This is a genomic window from Polaromonas sp. P1_E12, assembly GCF_056405975.1.
In genome coordinates, this window is record NZ_JBFUBB010000003.1 from 24284 (window position 1) to 45916 (window position 21633).

At 61.5% G+C, this 21633-nt stretch carries 25 protein-coding genes; 16 read left to right on the forward strand and 9 right to left on the reverse strand.

The window, feature by feature from the left end; translation table 11 throughout:
• Positions 1–48: 48 nt before the first annotated feature.
• On the reverse strand, positions 49–1281 hold the full coding sequence (locus AC1D13_RS09940; RefSeq protein WP_477689459.1) for a CaiB/BaiF CoA transferase family protein: 1233 nt from the start codon (positions 1279–1281) through the stop codon (positions 49–51).
• A gap of 187 nt (positions 1282–1468) precedes the next feature.
• On the opposite strand from AC1D13_RS09940, the gene AC1D13_RS09945 reads away from it, so the two are divergent.
• From AC1D13_RS09945 to AC1D13_RS09965, 5 genes are all read left to right on the forward strand, one after another.
• Positions 1469–1846 carry a DUF2513 domain-containing protein gene (locus tag AC1D13_RS09945; protein ID WP_477689460.1) on the forward strand — a complete coding sequence of 126 codons (378 nt, stop codon included), beginning with the start codon at positions 1469–1471 and terminating at the stop codon, positions 1844–1846.
• A gap of 86 nt (positions 1847–1932) precedes the next feature.
• Entirely contained in the window at positions 1933–2448 is a 516-nt protein-coding gene (locus AC1D13_RS09950; protein WP_477689461.1) for a gamma-glutamylcyclotransferase family protein, read from the forward strand.
• A gap of 28 nt (positions 2449–2476) precedes the next feature.
• On the forward strand, positions 2477–3484 hold the full coding sequence (locus AC1D13_RS09955; RefSeq protein WP_477689462.1) for a CBS domain-containing protein: 1008 nt from the start codon (positions 2477–2479) through the stop codon (positions 3482–3484).
• Between the two features lie 49 nt (positions 3485–3533).
• Positions 3534–3914, forward strand: a complete 381-nt coding sequence (locus AC1D13_RS09960; RefSeq protein WP_477689463.1) for a DUF1801 domain-containing protein — start codon at positions 3534–3536, stop codon at positions 3912–3914.
• Positions 3915–3934: 20 nt separating this feature from the next.
• Entirely contained in the window at positions 3935–4804 is an 870-nt protein-coding gene (locus AC1D13_RS09965; RefSeq protein ID WP_477689464.1) for a hypothetical protein, read from the forward strand.
• 151 nt (positions 4805–4955) lie between these two features.
• Here AC1D13_RS09965 and cynS read toward each other — a convergent pair whose 3' ends face one another.
• The 8 genes from cynS to AC1D13_RS10005 all read right to left on the reverse strand — a co-directional run bounded on the left by cynS (position 4956) and on the right by AC1D13_RS10005 (position 11935).
• Positions 4956–5399: a cyanase gene (cynS, locus tag AC1D13_RS09970; RefSeq protein WP_477689465.1), complete on the reverse strand. Its 444-nt coding sequence runs from the start codon at positions 5397–5399 to the stop codon at positions 4956–4958.
• Positions 5400–5445: 46 nt separating this feature from the next.
• Positions 5446–6243, reverse strand: coding sequence for an ABC transporter ATP-binding protein (locus AC1D13_RS09975; RefSeq protein WP_477689466.1), 798 nt, complete (start codon positions 6241–6243; stop codon positions 5446–5448).
• Positions 6244–6289: 46 nt separating this feature from the next.
• The gene (ntrB, locus tag AC1D13_RS09980) at positions 6290–7153 is read right to left on the reverse strand and encodes a nitrate ABC transporter permease (protein WP_477689467.1); all 864 of its coding nucleotides are present in this window, start codon (positions 7151–7153) and stop codon (positions 6290–6292) included.
• A 136-nt stretch (positions 7154–7289) separates the two neighbouring features.
• Positions 7290–8654 carry a CmpA/NrtA family ABC transporter substrate-binding protein gene (locus tag AC1D13_RS09985; protein ID WP_477689468.1) on the reverse strand — a complete coding sequence of 455 codons (1365 nt, stop codon included), beginning with the start codon at positions 8652–8654 and terminating at the stop codon, positions 7290–7292.
• 300 nt (positions 8655–8954) lie between these two features.
• Positions 8955–9374 (reverse strand): CBS domain-containing protein, encoded by a 420-nt coding sequence (locus AC1D13_RS09990; RefSeq protein ID WP_457281610.1) that lies wholly within the window; start codon positions 9372–9374, stop codon positions 8955–8957.
• 120 nt (positions 9375–9494) lie between these two features.
• Positions 9495–10154, reverse strand: coding sequence for a response regulator transcription factor (locus tag AC1D13_RS09995; RefSeq protein ID WP_477689469.1), 660 nt, complete (start codon positions 10152–10154; stop codon positions 9495–9497).
• Positions 10151–11326 (reverse strand): sensor histidine kinase, encoded by a 1176-nt coding sequence (locus tag AC1D13_RS10000; RefSeq protein ID WP_477689470.1) that lies wholly within the window; start codon positions 11324–11326, stop codon positions 10151–10153. Before AC1D13_RS10000 ends, AC1D13_RS09995 begins: the two co-directional genes overlap by 4 nt.
• A gap of 12 nt (positions 11327–11338) precedes the next feature.
• Positions 11339–11935 carry a hypothetical protein gene (locus AC1D13_RS10005; RefSeq protein ID WP_477689471.1) on the reverse strand — a complete coding sequence of 199 codons (597 nt, stop codon included), beginning with the start codon at positions 11933–11935 and terminating at the stop codon, positions 11339–11341.
• A gap of 217 nt (positions 11936–12152) precedes the next feature.
• Here AC1D13_RS10005 and AC1D13_RS10010 point away from each other — a divergent pair, with 217 nt between their 5' ends.
• The 11 genes from AC1D13_RS10010 (at position 12153) to AC1D13_RS10060 (ending at position 21628) form a co-directional block, all read left to right on the forward strand.
• Complete coding sequence (locus AC1D13_RS10010) at positions 12153–12710, forward strand: hypothetical protein (protein ID WP_477667616.1); 558 nt, start codon at positions 12153–12155, stop codon at positions 12708–12710.
• Positions 12711–12725: 15 nt separating this feature from the next.
• Positions 12726–14033, forward strand: a complete 1308-nt coding sequence (locus tag AC1D13_RS10015; RefSeq protein ID WP_477689472.1) for an MFS transporter — start codon at positions 12726–12728, stop codon at positions 14031–14033.
• The gene (locus tag AC1D13_RS10020) at positions 14030–14473 is read left to right on the forward strand and encodes a PTS sugar transporter subunit IIA (protein WP_457281604.1); all 444 of its coding nucleotides are present in this window, start codon (positions 14030–14032) and stop codon (positions 14471–14473) included. The genes AC1D13_RS10015 and AC1D13_RS10020 overlap by 4 nt, the downstream gene beginning before the upstream one ends.
• A complete protein-coding gene (locus AC1D13_RS10025) occupies positions 14442–14711 on the forward strand; it encodes an HPr family phosphocarrier protein (RefSeq protein ID WP_477689473.1) in 270 nt (89 codons plus the stop codon). Before AC1D13_RS10020 ends, AC1D13_RS10025 begins: the two co-directional genes overlap by 32 nt.
• A 3-nt stretch (positions 14712–14714) precedes the next feature.
• Positions 14715–15641: a tetratricopeptide repeat protein gene (locus tag AC1D13_RS10030; protein WP_477689474.1), complete on the forward strand. Its 927-nt coding sequence runs from the start codon at positions 14715–14717 to the stop codon at positions 15639–15641.
• Positions 15638–17401, forward strand: a complete 1764-nt coding sequence (ptsP, locus tag AC1D13_RS10035) for a phosphoenolpyruvate--protein phosphotransferase (protein WP_457281601.1) — start codon at positions 15638–15640, stop codon at positions 17399–17401. Before AC1D13_RS10030 ends, ptsP begins: the two co-directional genes overlap by 4 nt.
• Positions 17402–17608: 207 nt before the next feature.
• On the forward strand, positions 17609–18067 hold the full coding sequence (locus tag AC1D13_RS10040) for a Spy/CpxP family protein refolding chaperone (RefSeq protein ID WP_457281600.1): 459 nt from the start codon (positions 17609–17611) through the stop codon (positions 18065–18067).
• Positions 18060–18518 carry a DUF4260 domain-containing protein gene (locus tag AC1D13_RS10045; protein ID WP_477689475.1) on the forward strand — a complete coding sequence of 153 codons (459 nt, stop codon included), beginning with the start codon at positions 18060–18062 and terminating at the stop codon, positions 18516–18518. Before AC1D13_RS10040 ends, AC1D13_RS10045 begins: the two co-directional genes overlap by 8 nt.
• A gap of 31 nt (positions 18519–18549) precedes the next feature.
• Positions 18550–19569 (forward strand): alpha/beta hydrolase family protein, encoded by a 1020-nt coding sequence (locus AC1D13_RS10050; protein ID WP_477689476.1) that lies wholly within the window; start codon positions 18550–18552, stop codon positions 19567–19569.
• 8 nt (positions 19570–19577) lie between these two features.
• Positions 19578–20264: a response regulator transcription factor gene (locus AC1D13_RS10055; RefSeq protein WP_457281597.1), complete on the forward strand. Its 687-nt coding sequence runs from the start codon at positions 19578–19580 to the stop codon at positions 20262–20264.
• Positions 20261–21628: a sensor histidine kinase gene (locus AC1D13_RS10060; RefSeq protein ID WP_477667622.1), complete on the forward strand. Its 1368-nt coding sequence runs from the start codon at positions 20261–20263 to the stop codon at positions 21626–21628. Before AC1D13_RS10055 ends, AC1D13_RS10060 begins: the two co-directional genes overlap by 4 nt.
• Positions 21629–21633: the final 5 nt, after the last annotated feature.

Consider the following 21633-nt stretch of genomic DNA (forward strand, 5'->3'; position numbering starts at 1 on the left):
CGAAGCGTTCTCCTGTGTGGGTGAATGCCGGGCAGGCTTGCCCGCCGGTCAAATCGTCTTGCCGTCCTTCAACTCGGACAGTTTCGTTTCGGAATAGTTCAGCAGCTCGCGCAGCACTTCATCCGTGTGCTGACCCAGCAGCGGCGGCGGTAAATCGGTCCGCACCGGTGTTGCGCTCATGCGGATGGGGCTGGAGACCAGTTTCAAATCATCCTTCACCGGGTGCTTCCACTCCGTCACCATCTTGCGCGCCTCAATCTGCGGGTCGGCAAACACCTCTGCCAGGCTGTTGATCGCACCGCACGGCACTTTTGCCGCCTCCAGCGCTCCCAGCCAGTCGGCCTTGCTGCGCGTCTTCATCACGGCTTCCAGGATCGGCACCAGCTGGCCGCGGTTCTGCACGCGGTCGCGGTTCTTCGCAAAAAGCTGGTTGGTCGCCAGCTCCGGAATGTTGGCCACCGCACAGAACTTCGCATACTGCGAGTCATTGCCCACCGCGAGGATTAAGTGATCTTTGCTGCCATCCGCGGCCGGGGCCACTTCAAACACCTGGTAAGGCACGATGTTCTGGTGCGCATTGCCCGCCCGGCCCGGCGCCTTGCCGCTCACCAGATAGTTTGCGCCCAGGTTGGCCAGCATGGCCACCTGCGTATCCAGCAGCGCCATGTCCACCTGCTGGCCCTCGCCGGTTTTCTCGGCATGGCGCAGCGCGGCGAGTATTGCCACCGTCGCATACATGCCCGTCATCAAATCCGCCACCGCCACTCCCACCTTCTGCGGCCCGCCCCCCAGGTCGTCACGCTCGCCGGTCACGCTCATCAACCCGCCCATGCCCTGGATCGCATAGTCATACCCCGCGCGGTCGGCATAAGGCCCGTTCTGGCCAAAGCCCGTGACCGAGCAGTACACGAGGCGCGGGTTAATGGCCTTCAGCGACGCATAGTCCAGCCCATAACGCGCCATGTCCCCAACCTTGAAGTTCTCCACAAACACATCGCAATGCGCAGCCAGCTCACGCACCAGCGCCTGGCCCGCAGGCTGTGCGATGTCGCAGGTGACGGAGCGCTTGTTACGGTTGGTCCCCAGGTAATAAGCCGCCTCGGTGTCCGCACCCTGCGCATCCTTCAAAAACGGCGGCCCCCAGGTGCGGGTGTCGTCACCCGTGCCGGGGCGTTCAATCTTGATGACGTCGGCCCCCAGGTCGGCGAGTGTCTGCGTACACCAGGGGCCCGCGAGTACGCGGGAGAGGTCGAGGATGCGGATGCCGGATAGGGAGTTCATGTCGCCATTTTGCACTTTGCTTGGGGCTACGCTGATCGCAGGACGCCGGGATATGAGCAGCTTTTCAATGCCGTAAAGCCCTCCGATTGGAGGATGGGCCGAACTGCTTGCCTAGGCTAAGCTGCCATAGTCAAACTGCCAACGGCTCGCTAGAAGAAGCGCGCGCGGCCACAACTCAGGAGTTGCCATGAAAAGAAACTGGGAAACTATTCGCGAGCTTCTATCCAAAGTAGAGGAGTGCAGTCTCCCTACGGAAATGGTTCAGCTTTCCCAATTCCCGGAAGAACGTGCGTCAGAAATCTCATACCACATGAGCCTTCTTATAGAAGCGGGTCTTGTTAACGGCCAGATGGTGAAAACGATGGGCCCAGAAGTGAAAGACTTTTTTGGTCAGAGGCTTACCTGGGAAGGGCATGAGTTTCTGGATTCGATTAGAAGTGACACAGTGTGGGCAAAGACGAAAAAGCTGTTTACGGAGCAAGGTGTGTCCATGACATTTGAACTCGTGAAGTCCGTGGCGAAAGATGCAGCCGCAGCGCTGATGAAAGGTGCACTCGGGGGCTGATGGCTGCGTACCGAAAATATGCAACGCCACGTTTGTATTTCGGTCGATTTAGGCATTAAAAATCATATGTGTATTGGAGTGAATCGATGGCACTCGTTTTTCAGTATGGCTCGAACATGTGTAGCGCTCGCCTTAATAGCCCGGATAGATTAGCTGGTGACGCGAAAGTAATCTGTATTGCTCAGTCCGTAGATCTTTTCGAGTTTGCATTCACTGTATTCAGCAAAACAAATAATTGCGCGGCCGCTGACATTGCTTCAAGCGAGAGCGGCCAATGCATATTTGGCGTGCTCTATGAGATTCCTGATTTTCTTATCTCCCGAGAGTCTGCGAAGACGCTCAACAGGCGATCAATGGATGCAATAGAAGGCGAGGGTACCAACTACATTCGTCAGGCAATCCAGCTGCAAAAAGTTGATGGATCGAAGGTCGAGGCGTTGACTTACGTTGTCAAAGACCGTAAGTCCGATATAAAAACCTCAAGGAAATACGTCCAGCACATCTTAGAGGGCATGAAGGAACACAACATTCCAGAAGAGTACCGCAGATACGTGGTGTCCCAGGTAATTGCAAACAATCCAGATTTAGCTCAAGAGTTTTGAATCGCAGCCGTAGACCTAGGAGTTACCAATGGCTCAAGCCGAAGAAAAACTTACAGCGATCGTCGACCAACTAAAGAGAGGCGTAGCGCCGCCCAAAGAGTCGGTGCGGGCTTTCTTACTTTGGTTTGGTGCGGAGCGGCGCGGATATCGCGTCGTCCGTCTTATTCGCAACGCTCTTAGGCGGCATGGCCTGACAACATCGCCGGACTTTGAATGGGCCTATATCGACGGCCAGGTGGCGTTTGTGAAGGCACCTCTCGAGGTTCAAGGTCCACAGGGAGTAGCAGACGACTCCGCATCAGATCCTACTTACAGGATTCGCAGTCTGGCGTCAGCAAACCGGGCTCCGATCAGTGTTACGCCTGATTCCTCAGTGCAGCAGATAACGACGTTGATGATGACTAATGACTTCTCGCAGCTTCCTGTGATGACTGGACCACGAGATGTCAAGGGCGTGGTCAGTTGGAAGACGATTGGGATGAGGTTAGCGCTTAAGAAGCCCATCGCCACTGCTAAGGATTGCATGGAAGAGCCTAGGATACTTAGCGCGGCTGAGCCATTGTTTTCTGCGATATATGTCGTGGCTGCGAACGATTACGTTCTTGTTCAAGCTCACGATAAGACTATCTGCGGAATCGTTACAGCGAGCGATTTGAATGAGCAGTTTCGCCTGCTCGCCGAGCCCTTCTTGCTTGTAGGTGAGATCGAGAACGGAGTTCGACGATTGCTGCATGGCAAATTTACGCAGGTTGAGCTTATAGCTGCTAAAGCACCAGGTGACGATGGCCGTCAAATTGATACTCCAGCAGATCTGACATTTGGCGAATATATCCGGCTTGTTGAGAGCGATAAAAATTGGAAAAAACTCAAAATCGAAATTGACAGAGTAACTTTCGTCGCGCACCTCAATCGCGTGAGAGACATTAGGAATGACGTCATGCACTTTGATCCTGATGGCTTAGAAGACGACGATCTGAGGTTTCTACGCGAGTTCGCTCACTTCTTAAAGCGCTTAAGAGATGTTGGCGTTACTTAATGGGAGGATCACTTGTTCAATCTACAAGCACGGCCTAGGACTTGCCATGATGAAGAAGACTCTTCCAGCCGCTAGCCCTGATGCATATGTGACTGCCCTGTCCGGCTGGCAGCGTGCCACCGTCGAGCAACTACGGGCCGCCGTCCTGGGCGGCGTCGCGCTGGATGAAGTCATCAAGTGGGGCCACCTGGTCTATTTGTCGAACGGGCCGGTGCTGTTGATCCGCGCTGAAGAAACCCGCGTGCTGTTCGGCTTCTGGCGGGGTCAACGCCTTCGCGAGATAGACCCGTTGTTAAAACCCGGCGGCAAGTACGAAATGGCGACGAGAGAGTTTCATGAGGGTGAGGAGGTCAACGTCACCTTGTCGGGCCGTCTTGTCAAAGAAGCGGTACGGCTTAACAAGATGCTCGGCGACCCCACCAAGCTCTAATAACGCTCTGGACTCCAAGAATGCAACCACGCTACGAAGAGAAGACTTTCGAGAGTTACTTCAATAACGAGCTTGACCGGAGGGCGGTGGTTTACTTCCCATTTGGTCAGGTTCAAGAGGGCGGAATGGGTGCAGACGCTTCAGGTTTCTCTCGAAATCGATGGCTTTGGCGGCGCCTGGGGCACCCGTTCTTCTTTCGTCCGCCGTTTGGAGGTGTGGACCTACGCGACATCGCCGACGAAATGGAGCATCACCTGGGGCAAGAGATTCGGAACATCCCTCGTATCAAGGCAAACCTCCTATTTCAGTACAAGAGACCGGAGCTAATTACTACTAAGCTTGGTTCTGAATGGAGTCACTGGAATCAGAAATATTTCAGGTACGACGTTTACAAAGAGCAGCAGGCCTTGCTTGAGCACATCGATGCAAAGTTCGGTTCCCAAGCACTCATTCTCTATGCTTCGCCGGCATTGGTGGACGTCAACGATCTGGTTGATGCCAAGATTAACGGATGTCTTATTGAAAACACGAATTTCAGAAAAGCCTCAGAGCTGACTGGACATCACAGAAACACATATACCAAGGCCGGAACTCATTCAATCGCGTGTAGTGAGCCAGAACGACTTGAGTCGTTTGATTTGCTGAAGAATCTGGAACAACTCGAAGATCTGCAAGCCTCGAAAAACGAAGAGTTTATGGTTCGATTTGCAAAAAGTGTCCGAGTCGCTGCCGGGGAGAGCGCCTTCCTTGGAGGCGCATACAGGCGCGAGCTTCAAAACTATGTAGAGCTAGATACGGAAAGATATCGATTGTTTTTCTCTCTGATTTCAATGAGTATCTTTAGGGACCTCAGTGGCGTCCAATGGGTGTTGGCTGTAAACGATCGATGACATACCTCTACGCGTAACGCTACTGAAAGCTGCCACCCCGCGGCGTTAGCAGCGCATGGCTCAACTCCAATATTGGGAAGCAAAGTGGAACATGTATGCGTTTTGCTTTGCCCGGTTCCCGGCAAGAGACCCCTAGGCCTCACCAGCAACGTCAATACGTCTTGTACGGCAAAAACTTCCCCGATAACACCACATTCACCCGGTCCCCTTTGGGATCCGGCTGCCTCACGATGTCCATGCTGAAGTCAATCGCGCTCATGATGCCGTCGCCGAATTCTTCGTGGATCAGTTCCTTGATCGTGGTGCCGTAGACGCTCACGATTTCGTACCAGCGGTAGATCAGCGGGTCGGTGGGTACGGGTGTTGTTAGTGAGCCTTTGTACGGCACGACTTGTAGCCATTTTTGTTCTTCGGTTGTCAGGCCAAAAATCTTGCCAATCACTTTGGCCTGTTTGGCGTCAAAGGTCATCTGGCCCAGGCAGCCGGCGGTAACCCATTCCTTGCTGAGGCCGACCTTCTTCGCGACGGACTCCCAGGTGATGCCTTTGCTGACTTTGACGGTGATGATTTTTTCGGTGATGTCGTTGCGGTTCATGGTTTGCTCCTGTATGTGAGATGGGTGAAGTGAAAAGCGGGAATGGTCAATGCGCCTTGGCGCGGGTGACGAGGAAATCGACGATGTGGTTGCGCAGGTCGTAGTAACCGGGCAGGTGGTGCAGGCCGGCGCGGGTGCGTTCCCGGGGCAATGGGTTGATGACTTCTTCGGCGATGCGGCCGGGTGCGTAGACGCCGTCGTTGTCGGTGCCGTTGCTCATCAAGAGGATGCGGTCTGCCAGCAGGATGGCTTCGTCTACATCGTGGGTGATCATGAAAACCGTTTGCTGTGTCTCGCGCACGATGGCCATGAGTTCGTCCTGGATGGTGCCGCGTGTCAGGGCATCGAGTGCGCCGAAGGGCTCGTCGAGCAGCAGCATCTTGGGCTGGATGGCAAAGGCGCGGGCGATGCCTACGCGTTGCTTCATGCCGCCTGAGAGCTGCGACGGTTTTTTGTCGATGGCGGGTGTGAGGCCTACCATGGCGACGAACTTTTCCACATGCGCATTGACTTGTGCCGATGTCCAGTCGGCCCAGCGTGACACCACCGCAAACGCGATGTTCTTGCGCACGGTGAGCCAGGGCATGAGGGCGTGGCTCTGGAACACCACGCCGCGCTCCAGGCTGGGGCCGCCGATCTCGCGGTTTTCCATGAAGATGTGGCCGGCGGTGGCGCTGTCGAGTCCGGCCAGCACATTGAGGATGGTGGTCTTGCCGCAGCCTGAGTGGCCGATGATGCAGACGAACTCGCCCTTGCTGATGCTAAAAGACACATCGGCAAATACCGGCCGGGCGGGCGTAAAGGCTTTGCTCAGGCCTTCGATCTTGAGGAATCCCTGCTGCATGTTGTGTTCTTTCATTGGCGTGGCGACAGGGGCGCGCGCAATAGGCTCACTCCACATAAGTGACGACCTTCTGTAGTTGAGCGAAGGCCAGGTCCAGCAGCATGCCGACGATACCGATGACCAGGATGGCGAAGATCACGTTGGTGAGTGAGAGGTTGTTCCACTCGTTCCAGACGAAGTAGCCGATGCCGGTGCCGCCCACCAGCATTTCGGCCGCCACGATCACCAGCCAGGCGATGCCCATGGAGATGCGCATGCCGGTCAGGATGGTGGGCGCCGCCGCCGGCAGGATGACCTGGAAGGCCTTGCGCAGGGGGCTCACTTCGAGCGTGCTGGCCACGTTGAGCCATTCACGTTTGACTGAAGCCACACCGAAGGCGGTGTTGATCAGCATGGGCCATACCGAGCAGATGAAGATCACAAAGATGCCCGAGATCGATGAGTCCTTGATGGTGTAGAGCGCCAGCGGCATCCACGCGAGGGGCGAGATGGGTTTAAGCACCTGGATGAAAGGGTCAAACGCCCGGCGCAGCAGCGGCGACATGCCGATCACAAAACCCAGTGGCACGGCCACCGCACACGCCAACAGAAAGCCCAGGCCCACGCGCGCCAGCGAATGGCCGAGCTGGATCAGGATGCCCTTGTCGTTGGGGCCGTTGTCATACAGCGGGTTGGACACCTGCTTCCAGATGGCCGTACCCATCTGGCCCAGCGTCGGGAAGCCGGTGGTCTTGGTGCTGCCTGGGTCTTTGCCCATCATCTTCTGGTACTCGATCTGCTCGGCGCTCAGGCCCGCCGTGCTGGCTGCCGGCGTACCGGATGCGGGCAGCGTGGCCACGTACCAAATGCCCAGAAAGGCGAAAAAGATAAGCAGCGAGACCAGGCCCGCCTTCAAATTTAAGGATTTCATGGCGCAGCAGGAAGTGAGTGAGCATGGAGCTCCAAGGAAAACCAAGCAGGGGCCGCGGAACCGGCTTTGCCGGGCCGCAGGCGCAGCGGCCCCCTCGGGGGGCAGGGAACTACACGAAGTGAGTGACCGTGGGGGCTCATAGCTTGTTGATGCTGAAGCTTTTTACGTACTCATCCGGCTTGGCAGGGTCAAACTCCTTGCCCATCACCTTGAATTTTTTGTAAGCGCCTTCAGGCGGCTTGAATCCCGCCAGTGCCATCTGCTTTTTGGCATCCGTGAGCATGAAAACTTTCTCAGCGATCTGTTTGTAATTGACTTCACCCTTCACATAGCCCCAGCGCTTCATCTGCGTGAGCATCCATACCGCCATGCTCTGCCACGGCACAGGGTCAAAGTTGGCGCGGTCCGGCACGTTGCGGATATTGCCCAGACCGTCGGCGAACTTGCCTGTGAGCACCTGCTGCAGCACGGCCTCGGGCTGGTTGAGGTATTGCGTAGGCGCGATCACCTTGGCGATCAGGTCGCGGTCTTTCGGCTGGCTGGCCATGAAGGATGCGCCCAGCACGGCGCGGTACAGCGCGGCAAAGGTGTTGGGGTTCTGCTTGATGAACTCGTCGCTGACGCCAAAAGCGCAGCAGGGGTGGCCGTCCCAGATTTCCTTGGAGAGGATGTGGATGAAACCGACCTCGTCGTACACCGCGCGCTGGTTGAAAGGATCCGGGCCGAGGAAGCCGTCGATGTTGCCGGCGCGCAGGTTGGCCACCATCTCGGGCGGCGGCACAACCCGCAGCTGTACGTCGGTGTCGGGGTTCAGGCCGTTCTCCGCGAGGTAGTAGCGCAACAGGAAGTTGTGCATGCTGTACTCGAAGGGGATGGCGAACTTGAAGCCCTTCCAGTTCTTCGGGTCGCGGTTGTTCTTGTGCTTCACATGCAGCGTGATGGCCTGGCCATTGGTGTTCTGGATGCTGGCCACATTCATGTTGACCTGGTTGGAACCGAGGCCCATGGTCATTGCCAGCGGCATGGGTGACAGGAAGTGGGAGGCGTCATGCTCCTTGTTGATCATCTTGTCGCGTATCAGCGCCCAGCCGGCGGTTTTGTTGAGCTGGACGTTCAGGCCTTCTTTTTTGTAAAAGCCCAGCGGGTCGGCCATGATCAGCGGGCTGGCGCAGGTGATGGCGATGAAGCCGATCTTCAGATCCTTCTTTTCCAGGGGCACGCGGTCTTGCGCCATGGCCTCCAGCGCACCGAGCGGTAGCACCGAGGCAATCGCAGCGCGCGCCGTGTTGGCGCCCACCGCGCGCAGGAAGTGGCGGCGCACGCTGTCAACCGGGAACAGCGCCTTCACCAGGCTGGCTTCCATGAAGCTGTGCGAGAGCGCTTGCGGGCTGGCGGCAGACGCATTGGCGGCCTGGTGATCGGCCGCGCTGTGGTCCCTGCCGCAGCTGCATTTGAGCATCAGGGGCTGGTCGGCGTCGTAGGGAGAAAAGAGGTCAGACATGGCGCGCACCTTTCTTTGGAAGATGCGGCTGTCTTGCAAGCAGCGGGCCAATTTTGGCCAATTGGGGCGAAAGCGCGGCAGGTGCCGCATTTCGCTGTGGATGCCATGACAGGGTGTAGGGCACTCACTACAAAAACCGGCGCAGCGGAGTCGGCATGCTGCCTTTTCGTGCGCCGGCGCAGGCGTTTAATGGTTTTTTTGAACCTTCAGCAGCTTCGCGCCTGCGCACAGCGGCGCGGCGGTGCCGTCACCGCACCAAATCCGCGCAGGGCACCGCCCGGCACCCTGCGGTGGGGGCGATCACGCCGGTGAGGAGATTTCGCCCAGCGACTGGCCAACGTCTTCTTCGTCCTGCCCCTTGACCGCGATGTCGCCAATCGAAATGATGCCGACCAGGCCATCCGAGGCATCAAGCACCGGCAGGCGGCGTATCTGGCTGGTAGCCATCTCGGCGAGCACCGTGTCCAGGTCGTCGCTTTCGCGGGCGGTGCGCACGTCGGTGCTCATCACCTTGCTCAGCGGCGTGTCACCGTCCAGGCCCTGCGCCACGGCGCGCACGACGATGTCGCGGTCGGTCACGACGCCCAGCAGTTTGTCGCCCTCGCACACGGGAATCACGCCCACGTCGAGTTCGTCCATCGCTTTCGCGGCCGAAGCCACCGTGTCAGTGGAGGCCAGGGTTCGCACATTGCGGGTCATCACGTCGGTGACGGTTGTCATTGAAATACTCCTTGGGTTGAGCCGGCGGCGCCGTCTGCAACCAGCATGCAGCGCTGGTGGGTGCTTTTTAATCAGCGGGCACCCAAGCGGCCGTAGGACAAGGCCGCGCCAATTGCGCCGTCAGGAGCTGGCAGATGTTTTTGCGTGGCGTTCGGCGTACAGCGCCAGTTCCACGTCATTTTTGGCGCCGGTTTTTTCCAGGATGCGCAGCCGGTAGGTGCTGACGGTGTTGGACGCCAGGCCCAGTTGCGTGCCGATCTCGCCCACGGACTTGCCGGCCGTGAGCAGGCGGAAGACCTGGTGTTCGCGGTGCGACAGGGCTTCAGCGCCGCTGCGCCCGCCGTTGCCACCGACTGCGCTGGCCAGCGCTTCGGCCGTGGCGGCTGAAACGTACATGCCACCAGCCGCCACCTTGCGCACCGCGGCAATCATGTCGTCGGGATTCGCGCTTTTGTTGAGGTAACCGGCCGCACCCAGCTTGATGCAGCGCACCGCGTATTGCTTTTCGGGGTAGGTGCTGAGCATCAGCACCGGCAGGCGCGGCCAGCTTTTTTTCAGGGCCTGCAGCACATCCAGGCCATCGCGCTCGGGCAGGGCAATGTCCAGCAGCACGGCGCTCAAGCCTTTGTCTCCACCCAACGCGTCGACGCGCTGCAGGATGTCGGGGCCGGTCTCCGCTTCGGCCACCACTTCAATTTCGGGCGCGTCGGCCAGCACCTGCTTCAGGCCTTCACGCACGATGCGGTGGTCGTCGCCGATCAGGATTTTGAGGGTGTTCATAACTGGATCCGAAGGTTAAAGAGGGAGCCGTGGCCGACCTGGCTGGTGATCTCCAGGCTGCCGCCCAGGTGGCGCGCGCGCTCCCGCATGCCCATCACGCCGTAAGCATTGGCCGCTTCAAAGGCGGCGGCTTCGGCGCCGCGGCCGTTGTCCTGCACGGCGATGCTGATGTCACTGGCCGTGGCGCGTATGGTGATGGCCACGCGGCTGGCGGCCGCATGCCGGCCTACGTTGCTGAGCATTTCCTGGAAGATGCGAAAGATGGCAATCGCTGAAGGCTCGGGCAGCGGTGCCGCATTGGCCACGTCCATTTGCCAGTCCAGCGCCAGTTCGGCCGACTGCACGAACTCATGCGCCTGCCAGTCCAGCGCCGCCCACAGGCCCTGGTGGTCCAGGATGCTGGGGCGCAGGTCGGTGATGATGCGGCCCACGTTGTCGACCGCGCTTTCAATCAGCCGCCCCATGTTCTGGCATTTGCTGCGCATGGTGTCGCGCATGGCCTGCGCGTCGCCGGGTTCGCGCTGCTGCTGTTCGCCCAGGCGTTTGTCGAGCCAGCCCACGTCCATCTTCAGCGCCACCAGCAGGCTGCCCAGCTCGTCATGTACCTCGCGCGCGATGCGCGTGCGTTCTTCCTCGCGCACAGTGTGGGTGTAGGCGGTGAGCTCGCGCAGGTGCTGCAGCGCTTCAGACAAGGCCTGGGTGCGTTCGCTGACGCGCTGCTCCAGCACCGCATGCGCCTGGCGCAGTGCGTCTTCAGCCTGGCGGCGCGCCGAGATGTCGACGAAGGTGACCACCGCGCCCTGCACCACGCCGCCTTCGACGATGGGGTGCGATGAGTATTCAACGGCAAACGCGCTGCCGTCCTTGCGCCAGAACAGCTCCGTGTCGATGCGGCAAGGCAGCGCCTTGCGAAAGGCGTTGAAGATGGGGCAAAGGTGCTCGGGGTAGTGCGCGCCGCCCGCGTGGGAGTGGTGCGCCAGCTCGTGCATGTTGTGGCCCAGCACGTCGGCGGGGGCGTAGCCCAGCTGCTCGGCGCCGGCACGGTTGATGAATGTGCAGCGGCCGTCCATGTCGATGCCGAAAATGCCTTCACCGGTGGACTCGAGCAGCTGCGACAGCTTGTCGCGCCAGACAGGCTGGTTGGCGCCGGGAAGGTGGGCGGGTGCGGGCATGGCGTAGTTCGGTTAACCGCCGTAATCCGTAAATTCGGTAAACATCTTGTCAGGGCAACGCCCGCCTGAGGCGTTGCGCTCGTAGTAGTTCCAGCGATACGCCATTTCGGTGTTGTCCTGGCAAGCCACACCCTTGTAGAGCTTGCCGTAAGTGGCTCTGGCGCCCGAAGATGATCGAAAGCTGTCAAGGCTTTCAACGACCAGCACACCATCTTTGGGATAAACCTTCAGCACGCCAAAAGACGCATTGCTCGGTATGTCGTAATCAACATAGAGTTCGGTCCGCTCGGGATTCGGGCGCGCTTTCTCTACCAATATAAAAACCGCCTGTTGCTGCTCCACCAGCTCTTGCTGCGTCAGGTGGGTAAATGACTGGGACTGCATTTTTTTGCCGAATTTCAGCGCCGGGCCCAGCACCAGAAAAGGTTTTCGCTCGTCCGTAGAGGCAGGGTTGAACCGGTGTTGAAGCGGTTTTTTAAACCGGTTAACGACAGCCGAGAAAATTTCGTCGTCGCTAAAGTTTTGATTCTGCAGCTCCAAAGCCCAGACAGGGCTTGCAGCACATAGCAGCAGCGCAGCCAGTAATCGTGTTTTGAAATCCATCATCATTGAACGGTAGTGATTGTTGGACCGCATCATGGCATGGCAAAGCCTGAGTTCTTTCCATACTGCACATGCGGGCATGAGCAAACATCGTGCCCAGCTTGGTGCGTGGCCGGGACTGTATCAACCCAAAATTGGTACTGAAGCGGGCTGGACGGAGCGGCCTGCCCCAGCTTCGCCCCAAAACGGGCTGCTTTTTTTGATTCCCTGTAAAGTCCAAGGCATGCTTACGATTTCTGGAGGCGCAGCGCACCTCTCGCCGCGGCCGGTCGCCGCCTTTGCCCTGTCAGTGATGATCTTGCTCGTGGCCTGTAGCCCCACGCTGAACTGGCGCGAAGTGCGGCCTGAGGGCACGCGCCTGGCGCTGCTTTTGCCCTGCAAGCCCGACAAAGCCGAAAAGGTGGTTCCACTGGGTGGCCCGGCAACTACCTTGCGCATGCTGGGTTGTGATGCCGGCGGCGCCACTTTTGCTGTGGCGGTGGCCGACCTCGGTGACGCGTCAAAAGCGGCGCCCGTGCTCGCACAGTGGCAAAGCCTCACGCTGGCCAACATGAAGGCCGGGCCTGCGCCGCAGGTGTCGCCACTCAAGTTGCCCGGCGCCGCCGCCTTGCCACCGGCCTCGCTGGTCAAGGCCGAGGGGCAGGGCCCCGACGGCAAACCGGTAAGCGGGCAGGCCGCCTACTTTGTGCAAGGCCCGCAGGTGTTCCAGGTGGTGCTGTATGCCCCGCGCATCGCGCCCGAGGTGGCCGAGACATTTTTCTCCAGCCTCAAGTTTGAATAAAGTGGCTTGCCTTTCATGACCAGCGCAGAAGCTTCCTTGCCGACCTCCCCGAATACCGCTGCGCCGGCTGCCAGTTCGCACCCGGGCCGGCTGGATGCAAAAACCGGCGCTATTGTTTTCCTGGCGTTTGCCGCCGCGTATTTCTGCTCGGCGCTGGTACGGGCCATCACCGCCACGCTGGCGCCTGTGCTCACGCAGGAGTTTTCGCTGCATGCGCGCGACCTCGGCCTGCTGGCGGGCGGCTATTTCCTGGGCTTTGCCGCCACGCAGCTGCCGCTGGGCACCTGGCTGGACCGCCACGGCCCCAAGCGCGTGATCCTGTGCTTTCTGGCGCTGTCGGTGCTGGGCTGCCTGGCCTTTTCGTTGAGCACCAGCTTTGCCTGGTTGCTGGCGTCGCGTGTGCTGGTGGGCATGGGCGTCAGCGCCTGCCTGATGGCACCGCTCACGGGTTACCGCCGCTGGTATGAGCCGGCCACGGTGCTGCGCGCCAATTCGTGGATGCTGATGACTGGTTCGCTCGGCATGCTGGCGTCTACCCTGCCGGTGCAGTGGCTGATGCCCTTGACGGGCTGGCGGCCCCTCTTCTGGATACTGGCCGCGATGATCTTGCTGTCGATGGCCGCGCTCGCCTGGGTTGTACCTACATGGCAGCTCAACAGAAAGCATGAAGGCCCAGAAGCCGCCGCACCGGCGGTGCCGGCCGAAGTCGGCTACGCGCCGATCTGGCGCAGCCGCTACTTCCGCAAGATGACGCCGCTGGCATTCTTCAATTACGGCGGGCTGGTGGCGGTGCAGACCCTGTGGGCCGGCCCCTGGATGATCAGGGTCGCGGGCTATACGCCGCTGGAGGCGGCGACCGGCCTCTTCTATATCAACGCCTGCATGCTGGTGACCTTCTGGAGCTGGGGCATGGTGAACCCCTGGCTGTCGCGGCACGGCTGGGGCGCTACCCGCTTGATCACCTGGGGTGTGCCCTTCAGCCTCACGGTGCTGGCGGTCAATATCGCGGCCGGCACCTCCACCGGATGGCTGGGCTGGGCGCTGTTTTGCATGGGTTGCAGCGTCATGGGCCTGGCGCAGCCCGCGGTGGGCATGGCGTTCAAGGCCTCGCTCGCCGGCCGGGCGCTCTCGGCCTACAACCTCATGATTTTTGCCGGCGTGTTCACCGTGCAGTGGGGAATCGGCTTGCTGATCGACGTGTTTGCCGCCATGGGCCTGGCACGGGTGGCGAGCTTTCAGGCGGCGATGTCCGTGTTTTTGTGTTGTTGTATCGCCTCATATGGGTATTTCCTCAGTGTGAAAGCTGATAATTCACCGCAATGAACGGCATTTTCATCATCGCTCACGCTCCTTTGGCCTCTGCCCTGCGCCAATGCGTGTTGCATGTGTTTCCGGACAACGCAGCGGGTATTTCCGCGCTGGACGTGCAGCCCAACATGCCGCCCGAAGAAACCCTGGCCCAGGCGCGCATCATGCTGACGCAGCTCGGCACCTCGCATGCCTTGGTGCTGGTTGACGTGTTCGGCGCCACGCCCTGCAATGTGGCGCAAAAGCTGGTGGACGGCGTTCATTCCAAACTCATCACCGGCATCAACCTGCCCATGCTGCTGCGCACCGTGTCTTACCGTCACGAGTCGCTCGATGCGCTGGTAGCGCGCGCGCTGATCGGCGCCACGCAGGGCGTGATGCAGGTGGCCATCACCGCACCGCAAAATCAGGTACGCCGAAATCATGATAAAGACCAGCACGAGCATCAACAATAAGCTGGGCCTGCATGCCCGCGCCTCCGCCAAGCTCACCAAACTCGCCGGCAGCTTTGGCTGCGAGGTCTGGATGAGCAAGGGCGAGCGCCGCGTCAACGCCAAAAGCATCATGGGCGTGATGATGCTGGCCGCCGGCATGGGCAGCACCGTGGAGGTCGAGACCAACGGCAACGACGAGCAGGCCGCGATGGAGGCCATCCTCGCTTTGATCGCCGACAAGTTCGGCGAAGGGGAATGACCGATGCCCAAGCGGATTTCAAAGGCGGGCCAGGCGTTTCGCGCCAATGAACGGGGAATCCAGCTTCACGACGAAGGCGAGGATGACCGTGCCCTGGCCTGCTACCGCGAGGCCCTGAGCTTCAGGCCCGACTGGGCCACGCCCTGGTACAACATCGGCCTGCTGCACAAGTACCGGTGCGAATGGCGTGAATCCCTGGAAGCGAACCTGGAGGCCATCCGCCTGGACCCGTCCAGCCAGGGGGCCATCTGGAATGCCGGCATTGCCGCTACCGCCCTGGGCGAGTGGGCCCGTGCACGCAGCGCCTGGAAGCAATACGGCATCGACATCGGCGAGGGCGATGGGCCGGTCGATTACCCCATAGGCGCGACACCTGTTCGGGTGGCCGTCGACGGTGAGCCCGAAGTGATCTGGACCCGGCGTATCGATCCGGCCCGGGCCGTGATTGAAAGCGTACCCCTGGCGGCCTCGGGACGGCGGTACGGCGATTTGCTGCTGCATGACGGCGCACCCAACGGTTACCGAAAAATCGGCGACCTGGAGAAGGCTGTCTTTGACGAACTGCAGGTGCTCAAGGCCTCTGTCTATTCGACATTCGAAGTTGTTGTTGAAGATGCAACAAGCGCTGATCTGGATGACTTGTACGCGCGCTTTAAATCGGACAGTGTCGTCATGGAAAACTGGACGGAGACGCTCCACACCCTGTGCAAGGCCTGCTCTGAAGGCCGGCCATTTGCAGAGGGTGGTCACAATCATGATGAGCCGGCCCGCGATGACGGCTCATGGCGGCTAGGCATCGCGGCGCTGGAAGCCGGGCACGCCCGGCGCGCGCTTGATGCGTGGCTGGTCGCGAAGCCGGGTGTGAAACTCTCGGGCTTCGAATGCGTCCTGGATGCAAGCACTGCGCAACACCATGGGAGCGCTGCATGACTTTTTCCGTCCACGGTCTCGCCGTTTCTCGCGGGATCGCGATCGGCCGCGCCGTGCTGGTGGCCTCCAGCCGCGCCGACGTGGCGCACTATTTCGTGGACGACGCCAAGACGGCAGACGAGATCACGCGGGTCAGGGTGTCGCGCAATGCGGTGATGGAAGAAATCACGCGCCTGCAGCAAGACCTGCCCAAAGACGCGCCGCACGAGCTGGCCGCGCTGCTCGACGTGCACCTGATGCTGCTGCAGGACGAGCAGCTGATCAGCGGCGTGAAGCACTGGATCGTCGACCGCCATTACAACGCCGAGTGGGCGTTGACCACGCAGTACGAAATCATTGCGCGCCAGTTCGACGACATGGAGGACGAGTACCTGCGCGAGCGCAAGGCCGACCTGGAACAGGTGGTCGAGCGCATCCTGCGCCACATGAAGGGCGTGGCCTCGCCGGTACAGCCCGCGGCCCAGGCCGGCGCCAGCCGCAAGCAGTCGCAGCAAGACCTGTTGCTGGACGACACCACCGACGTGCCGCTGGTGCTGATCGCGCATGACATTTCCCCGGCCGACATGCTGCAGTTCAAGCAGAGCCTCTTTGCCGGCTTTGCCACCGATGTGGGCGGCAAGACCTCGCACACCGCCATCGTGGCGCGCAGCATGGACATCCCGGCGGTGGTCGGGGCGCGCAGCGCCAGCCAGCTGATCAAGCAGGACGACTGGGTCATCATCGACGGCGAGGCCGGGGTGTTGATCGTCGACCCGTCGCCCATCATCCTGGCCGAATACGGCTTCAAGCAGCGCCAGGGCGAGCTGGAACGCCAGCGCCTGAACCGGCTCAAGCACACGGCGGCGCTGACCATCGACGGGCAGAAAGTCGATCTGCTGGCCAATATTGAAATGCCCGAAGACACGGTGGGCGCGGTGGCTGCCGGCGCCGTCGGCGTCGGGCTGTTTCGCAGTGAATTCCTTTTTATGGGCCGCAGCGGCAAGCTGCCTGACGAGGAAGAGCAATACCAGGCCTACCGCAAGGCGATTGAAGGCATGCACGGCCTGCCCGTCACCATCCGCACCGTGGACATCGGCTCCGACAAGCAACTGGATCGCCACAAGGCGCAGGACACCCACCTCAACCCGGCGCTGGGCCTGCGCGCGATTCGCTGGAGCCTGGCTGATCCGCCGATGTTTTTGACGCAGCTGCGCGCCATCCTGCGTGCGGCCGCCCATGGCAAGGTCAACCTGCTGGTGCCCATGCTGGCGCATGGCAGTGAAATCCGCCAGACCATGGCGCTGATCGACCGGGCGCGCGCGTTGCTCGACAACAAGGGCGTTCCGTACGGGCCGGTGCGGCTGGGCGCGATGATCGAAATCCCGGCCGCGGCGCTGACGCTCAAGCTCTTCCTGAAGTACTTCGACTTCCTGTCCATCGGTACCAACGACCTGATCCAGTACACGCTGGCCATCGACCGCGCCGACGAGGCGGTGTCTCACCTGTACAACCCCTGCCACCCGGCCGTGCTGCGCCTGATCGCCGACACCATCAACGAATGCAACGCGCAGGGCAAGGGTGTCAGCGTTTGCGGCGAGATGGCCGGCGACGTCACCATGACGCGGCTGTTGCTGGGCATGGGCCTGCGCAGCTTTTCCATGCACCCGTCGCAGATCCTGGCGGTGAAGCAGCAAATCCTGCGCGCCGATGCCGCCAAGCTGCAGCCCTGGGCCGAACAGGTGCTGGCCTGCGAAGAGCCGGCGACGATGCTGCAAGGTTGATGGCCGTCAGGCTGCTATTGCTATTAAAAACATAGCTGCTCGCGCACATCCTGATTGGGCTGGAGCCCGAAAACGTTGCTAAATCTTGCCCATCTGCCCATTCAGGGCGGCTGAAACAAAGCGAAACACGCCGCAACCGCGCTGCAAACCGCCCAGGGCCCCCCGCGGGCACCATGAGGAACCTTCACTTCTTCTTTGAGGCTCCTCATGAAACATCGCGTTAAAAAAATCCTGCTCGGCCTTTTCGGCGGGGCGCTCATCGTCGGCAGCCTGGGTGCGTGCTCGCACGGCGGCCACGGCTGGCACGGCGACGCCGGCTCCCCTGAGGCGCGCGCCCGCATGGTCGAAAAAATCGGCTCGCGCCTGGACCTGGACGCTGCGCAAAAGCAAAAACTCGCCGTGCTGGCCGACAAGCTGCAGGCACAGCGCGCGGCCCTGCGCGGCAGCAGTGAGCCACGGGAAGCCGTTCGCGGCCTCTTTGCCGGCAACAAGCTGGACCAGGCCGGCGCCAAAAAGCTGATCGAGGAAAAAACCGCCGCGATTCAGTCCGGCAGCCCGGAAGTGATCGCCGCAGCGGCGGACTTCTTTGACAACCTCAAACCTGAGCAACAGCAAAAAGTGCGCGACTTCATGGAGCGCGGCCGCCGCTGGGGTTACCGTGGCTGAGGCACTTTTCTTCCCGGCAGGCCGAACGGCGGCAACCGCTGTGCGCCGCATCGCCAAGGTGGCTGCCCCGGGCAGCGCCAACGGCGGCGTACGCCTGCTGCTGCGTGCCGAAGGGCTGGTGGTGGTGGCCGCCGCTGCGGCGGCCTACGCCCAGTTCGGCGCGGGGTGGGGCTGGTTTGCGGCGCTATTTCTGGTGCCCGACCTCTCTTTTCTGGCCTACCTGGCCGGGCCGCGTGTGGGGGCTGCTGCCTATAACGCCATGCATTCCTACCTGGGCGCCGTCGGCCTGCTGGCGGCGGGCTTCCTGGGCGCGACCCCCATGCTGGTGGCCGGCGGCCTGGTCTGGTGCGCGCACATCGGCTTTGACCGTGCGCTGGGCTACGGGCTCAAGTACGCGGCGGGTTTTGGCCAGACGCACCTCGGGCGCATCGGACGGGCCGATCCGTGGTGAACAGCGCTTTTTTCCGCTTCAAAGGAACCCGATGTTGAAATCGCTAACTTGCAGCGTGTTCGTTGCTTTGGCGTCGATTGCCGGCGTGGTGGACGCCACTGAACCTTCCGGCGGAGCCGGCTTTCGTCTGATTCAGCTTTCCGATCCTGTCACGCAGCAACCGATGCAGGCGGCGGTGTTCTATCCGGCGGCGCCCACGTCTGAAACAACCAGGATGGGGGCTGTCGTTGTGTCTGCCGTGAAGGATGCGGCGCCGATGGGTGTGCGCCATCCTCTGGTGCTGCTCTCGCATGGCAATGGCGCCGGCCGGTTCAGTCACCACGATACAGCGACATTCCTCGCGCGTCATGGCTACGTGGTGGCCGCAATCGAGCATCCGGGCGACAATTTTCGCGACAGCAGCGGGGTCGGCACCGATCGGGTGCTGATTGGAAGAGCGCTGCAACTGTCCGCACTGCTGGATTTCCTGTTGCAGGCTCCGGCCTCTGCGGGCCTGATCGATTCCCGGTGGGTGGGCGTTGCGGGTTTTTCGGCAGGCGGCTATTCGGCCCTCTTGCTGATGGGCGCCAAACCGAAGTTCGAGCTGCTCAGTGCCTATTGCAAAGCCTTGCCGACAAGTGTTCTATGTGCCGGTGGCGGAAAGGTTTCCCTGTCGTCGCCCCCGTTGATCGCGAAGACTGACGACCGCATCCGCGCCGCGTTCGCCATGAGCCCGCCGGGAGCCTTCTTTGACCGCGAAAGCCTGTCGCAGGTCTCGAGGCCGGTGCATTTGTACGCGGCCGGCGCCGATTCCGTGCTCCCGGCCAGGGAGAACGCGATCAAAGTGAAGGAACTGCTCCCCTCATTGGCCCGATACACCGAGATCCCCGCTGCCGACCACTTCGTGTTTCTCGCGCCGTGCACGCCGGAGATGCGCGGCGTCGCACCCGCTCTGTGTACGGATCCACAAGGCGTCAATCGGGCTGCTGTGCATGACAATGTGAACCGCGATGCATTGATGTTTTTTCAGGAGCAACTCCAGGTCGATGCGAGTTTCCCGAAGCGAATGTAGCCAATCCTATGCCCCATATCCTGCTGATCGACGACGACGAGCACCTGGCTGCGCCGCTGGCCGCTTACTTTGCCCGCTTTGACTTTGTGCTCGAAAGCGCGCTGCGCCCCGGCGAAGGCCTGGCCATGCTGCGCGCCGGCGCGTATGACGCAGCCATCCTGGACGTCATGCTGCCCGAGATGGACGGCTTTGCGCTGTGCCGCGAGATCCGCAAGGAAAGCGACATTCCCATCGTGATGCTGACGGCCCGCGGCGACGTGATGGACCGCGTGGTCGGGCTGGAGCTAGGCGCCGATGACTACCTGCCCAAGCCTTTTGAGCCGCGCGAACTGGTGGCGCGCCTGCAGACCATCTTGCGGCGCCAGCGCAGCGCACCGGCTGCGGCCACCCAGCGCCATGTGTTCCAGGGGCTGGTGATCGACGTTGAAACGCGCGAGGTGCTGCGCCTGGGCGAAAAGGTCGAGCTGACCGGCACCGAGTTTGAATTGCTGGCCCTGCTGGCGGCCGAGCCCGGCAAGGTGTTCAACCGCGACGACATCCTCAATCGCCTGCGCGGCCACGAGGCCGAGCTGTACACGCGCGCCGTCGACATTGTGGTGAGCCGGCTGCGCAAAAAACTGGAGCCGCTGGACTGCATCAAGACCTTGCGCAACGCGGGCTATGCCCTTGCCGCCGGCAAAGTGGGTGTGCCATGAGGCGCTGGAAAACGCGCCGGGACTGCCGGGCCCGCGAGCGCTCACGCCCCGAGCGCTGGCGCCACCGCTGGAAGCATTCGCTGCGGCTGCGGCTGATTACCGTGTTCCTGCTGCTGGCGCTGGCCATGGGCGCGGTGTTCATGAGCGGCATGCAGCGGGCGTTTTCAACGGGTTGGCGCGACGCAGCCAAGCCGCTGATCAGCGACTACATGGACCGGCTGGTGGCCGACCTGGGTTCACCACCCGATGTGGGCCGCGCCCAGGCGCTGGCTGCGCGGCTGCCGATTTCCATCCGCATCGAAGGGCCGCAGGTCAACTGGCAGTCGCATCCCGACAGGCCCGACCGCAAGGTGTTTGACGCCCGCGCCAAAGACTGGCTGAGCCGGACCACGGCCGACGGCCACCGCGTGATTTTTGGCCCGGGCACCGCGCCCTGGCAGACGGCGCCACATGGGGTGTTTGGCTGGATCACGCTTGCGCTGCTGTTGGGCTTGCTCGTGGGCGCCTATGCCTATGTGCGGCGCCTGCTGCGCCCGCTGGACGACATCCGCGCAGGCGCCGAGCGCTTTGGCCGCGGCGAGTTCGCAACGCCAATTCCCCTGCGCCGCCGCGACGAACTCGGCGACCTGGCCGGGCGCATCAACACCATGGCGCACGATATTGAAGGCATGCTGAACGCCAAACGCGCCTTGCTGCTGGCGCTGAGCCATGAGCTCCGTTCCCCGCTCACACGTGCGCGGCTCAATGCCGAGCTGTTGCCCACCACGCCCGAGGGCACCGGTGCCGGCGAGCGCGAACGCGAGGCGCTGCTGCGCGACCTGGGCGAGATGCGCGACCTGATCAGCGACCTGCTCGAAAGCGAGCGCCTGGCCAGCCCGCACGCCGCGCTGCAGCGCGAACCGGTGGACCTGGCGGCGCTGGTGCGCGAAACAGCCACCGAGGTGCCGGGGGCATCAGAGATGGTGCTGGACCTGGCGGCCGGCCTTGCGCCGCTGGCGCTGGACCGCATGCGCGTGCGCCTGCTGGTGCGCAACCTGATGGACAACGCGCTGCGCTACAGCAGCGGCGCCGGGAGGCCGCCGCAGGTGTCGCTGCAGCCGGCGGGCGGCGGCGTGATGCTGGAAGTACGCGACTTCGGCCCGGGCGTGGACGCCGCGCAACTGGCACATTTGACCGAGCCCTTTTACCGCACCGACGGCGCACGCCAGCGCGCAACGGGCGGTGTGGGACTGGGCATGTACTTGTGCCGGCTGGTGGCCGAGGCGCATGGCGCCGAACTGCAGGTGCGCAATGCGGAGCCGGGCCTGGCCGTGTGTGTGCTATGGCCTGCTATTGAATCAGGAGCTGCTCGCGCCCGTTCTTAAAGGGC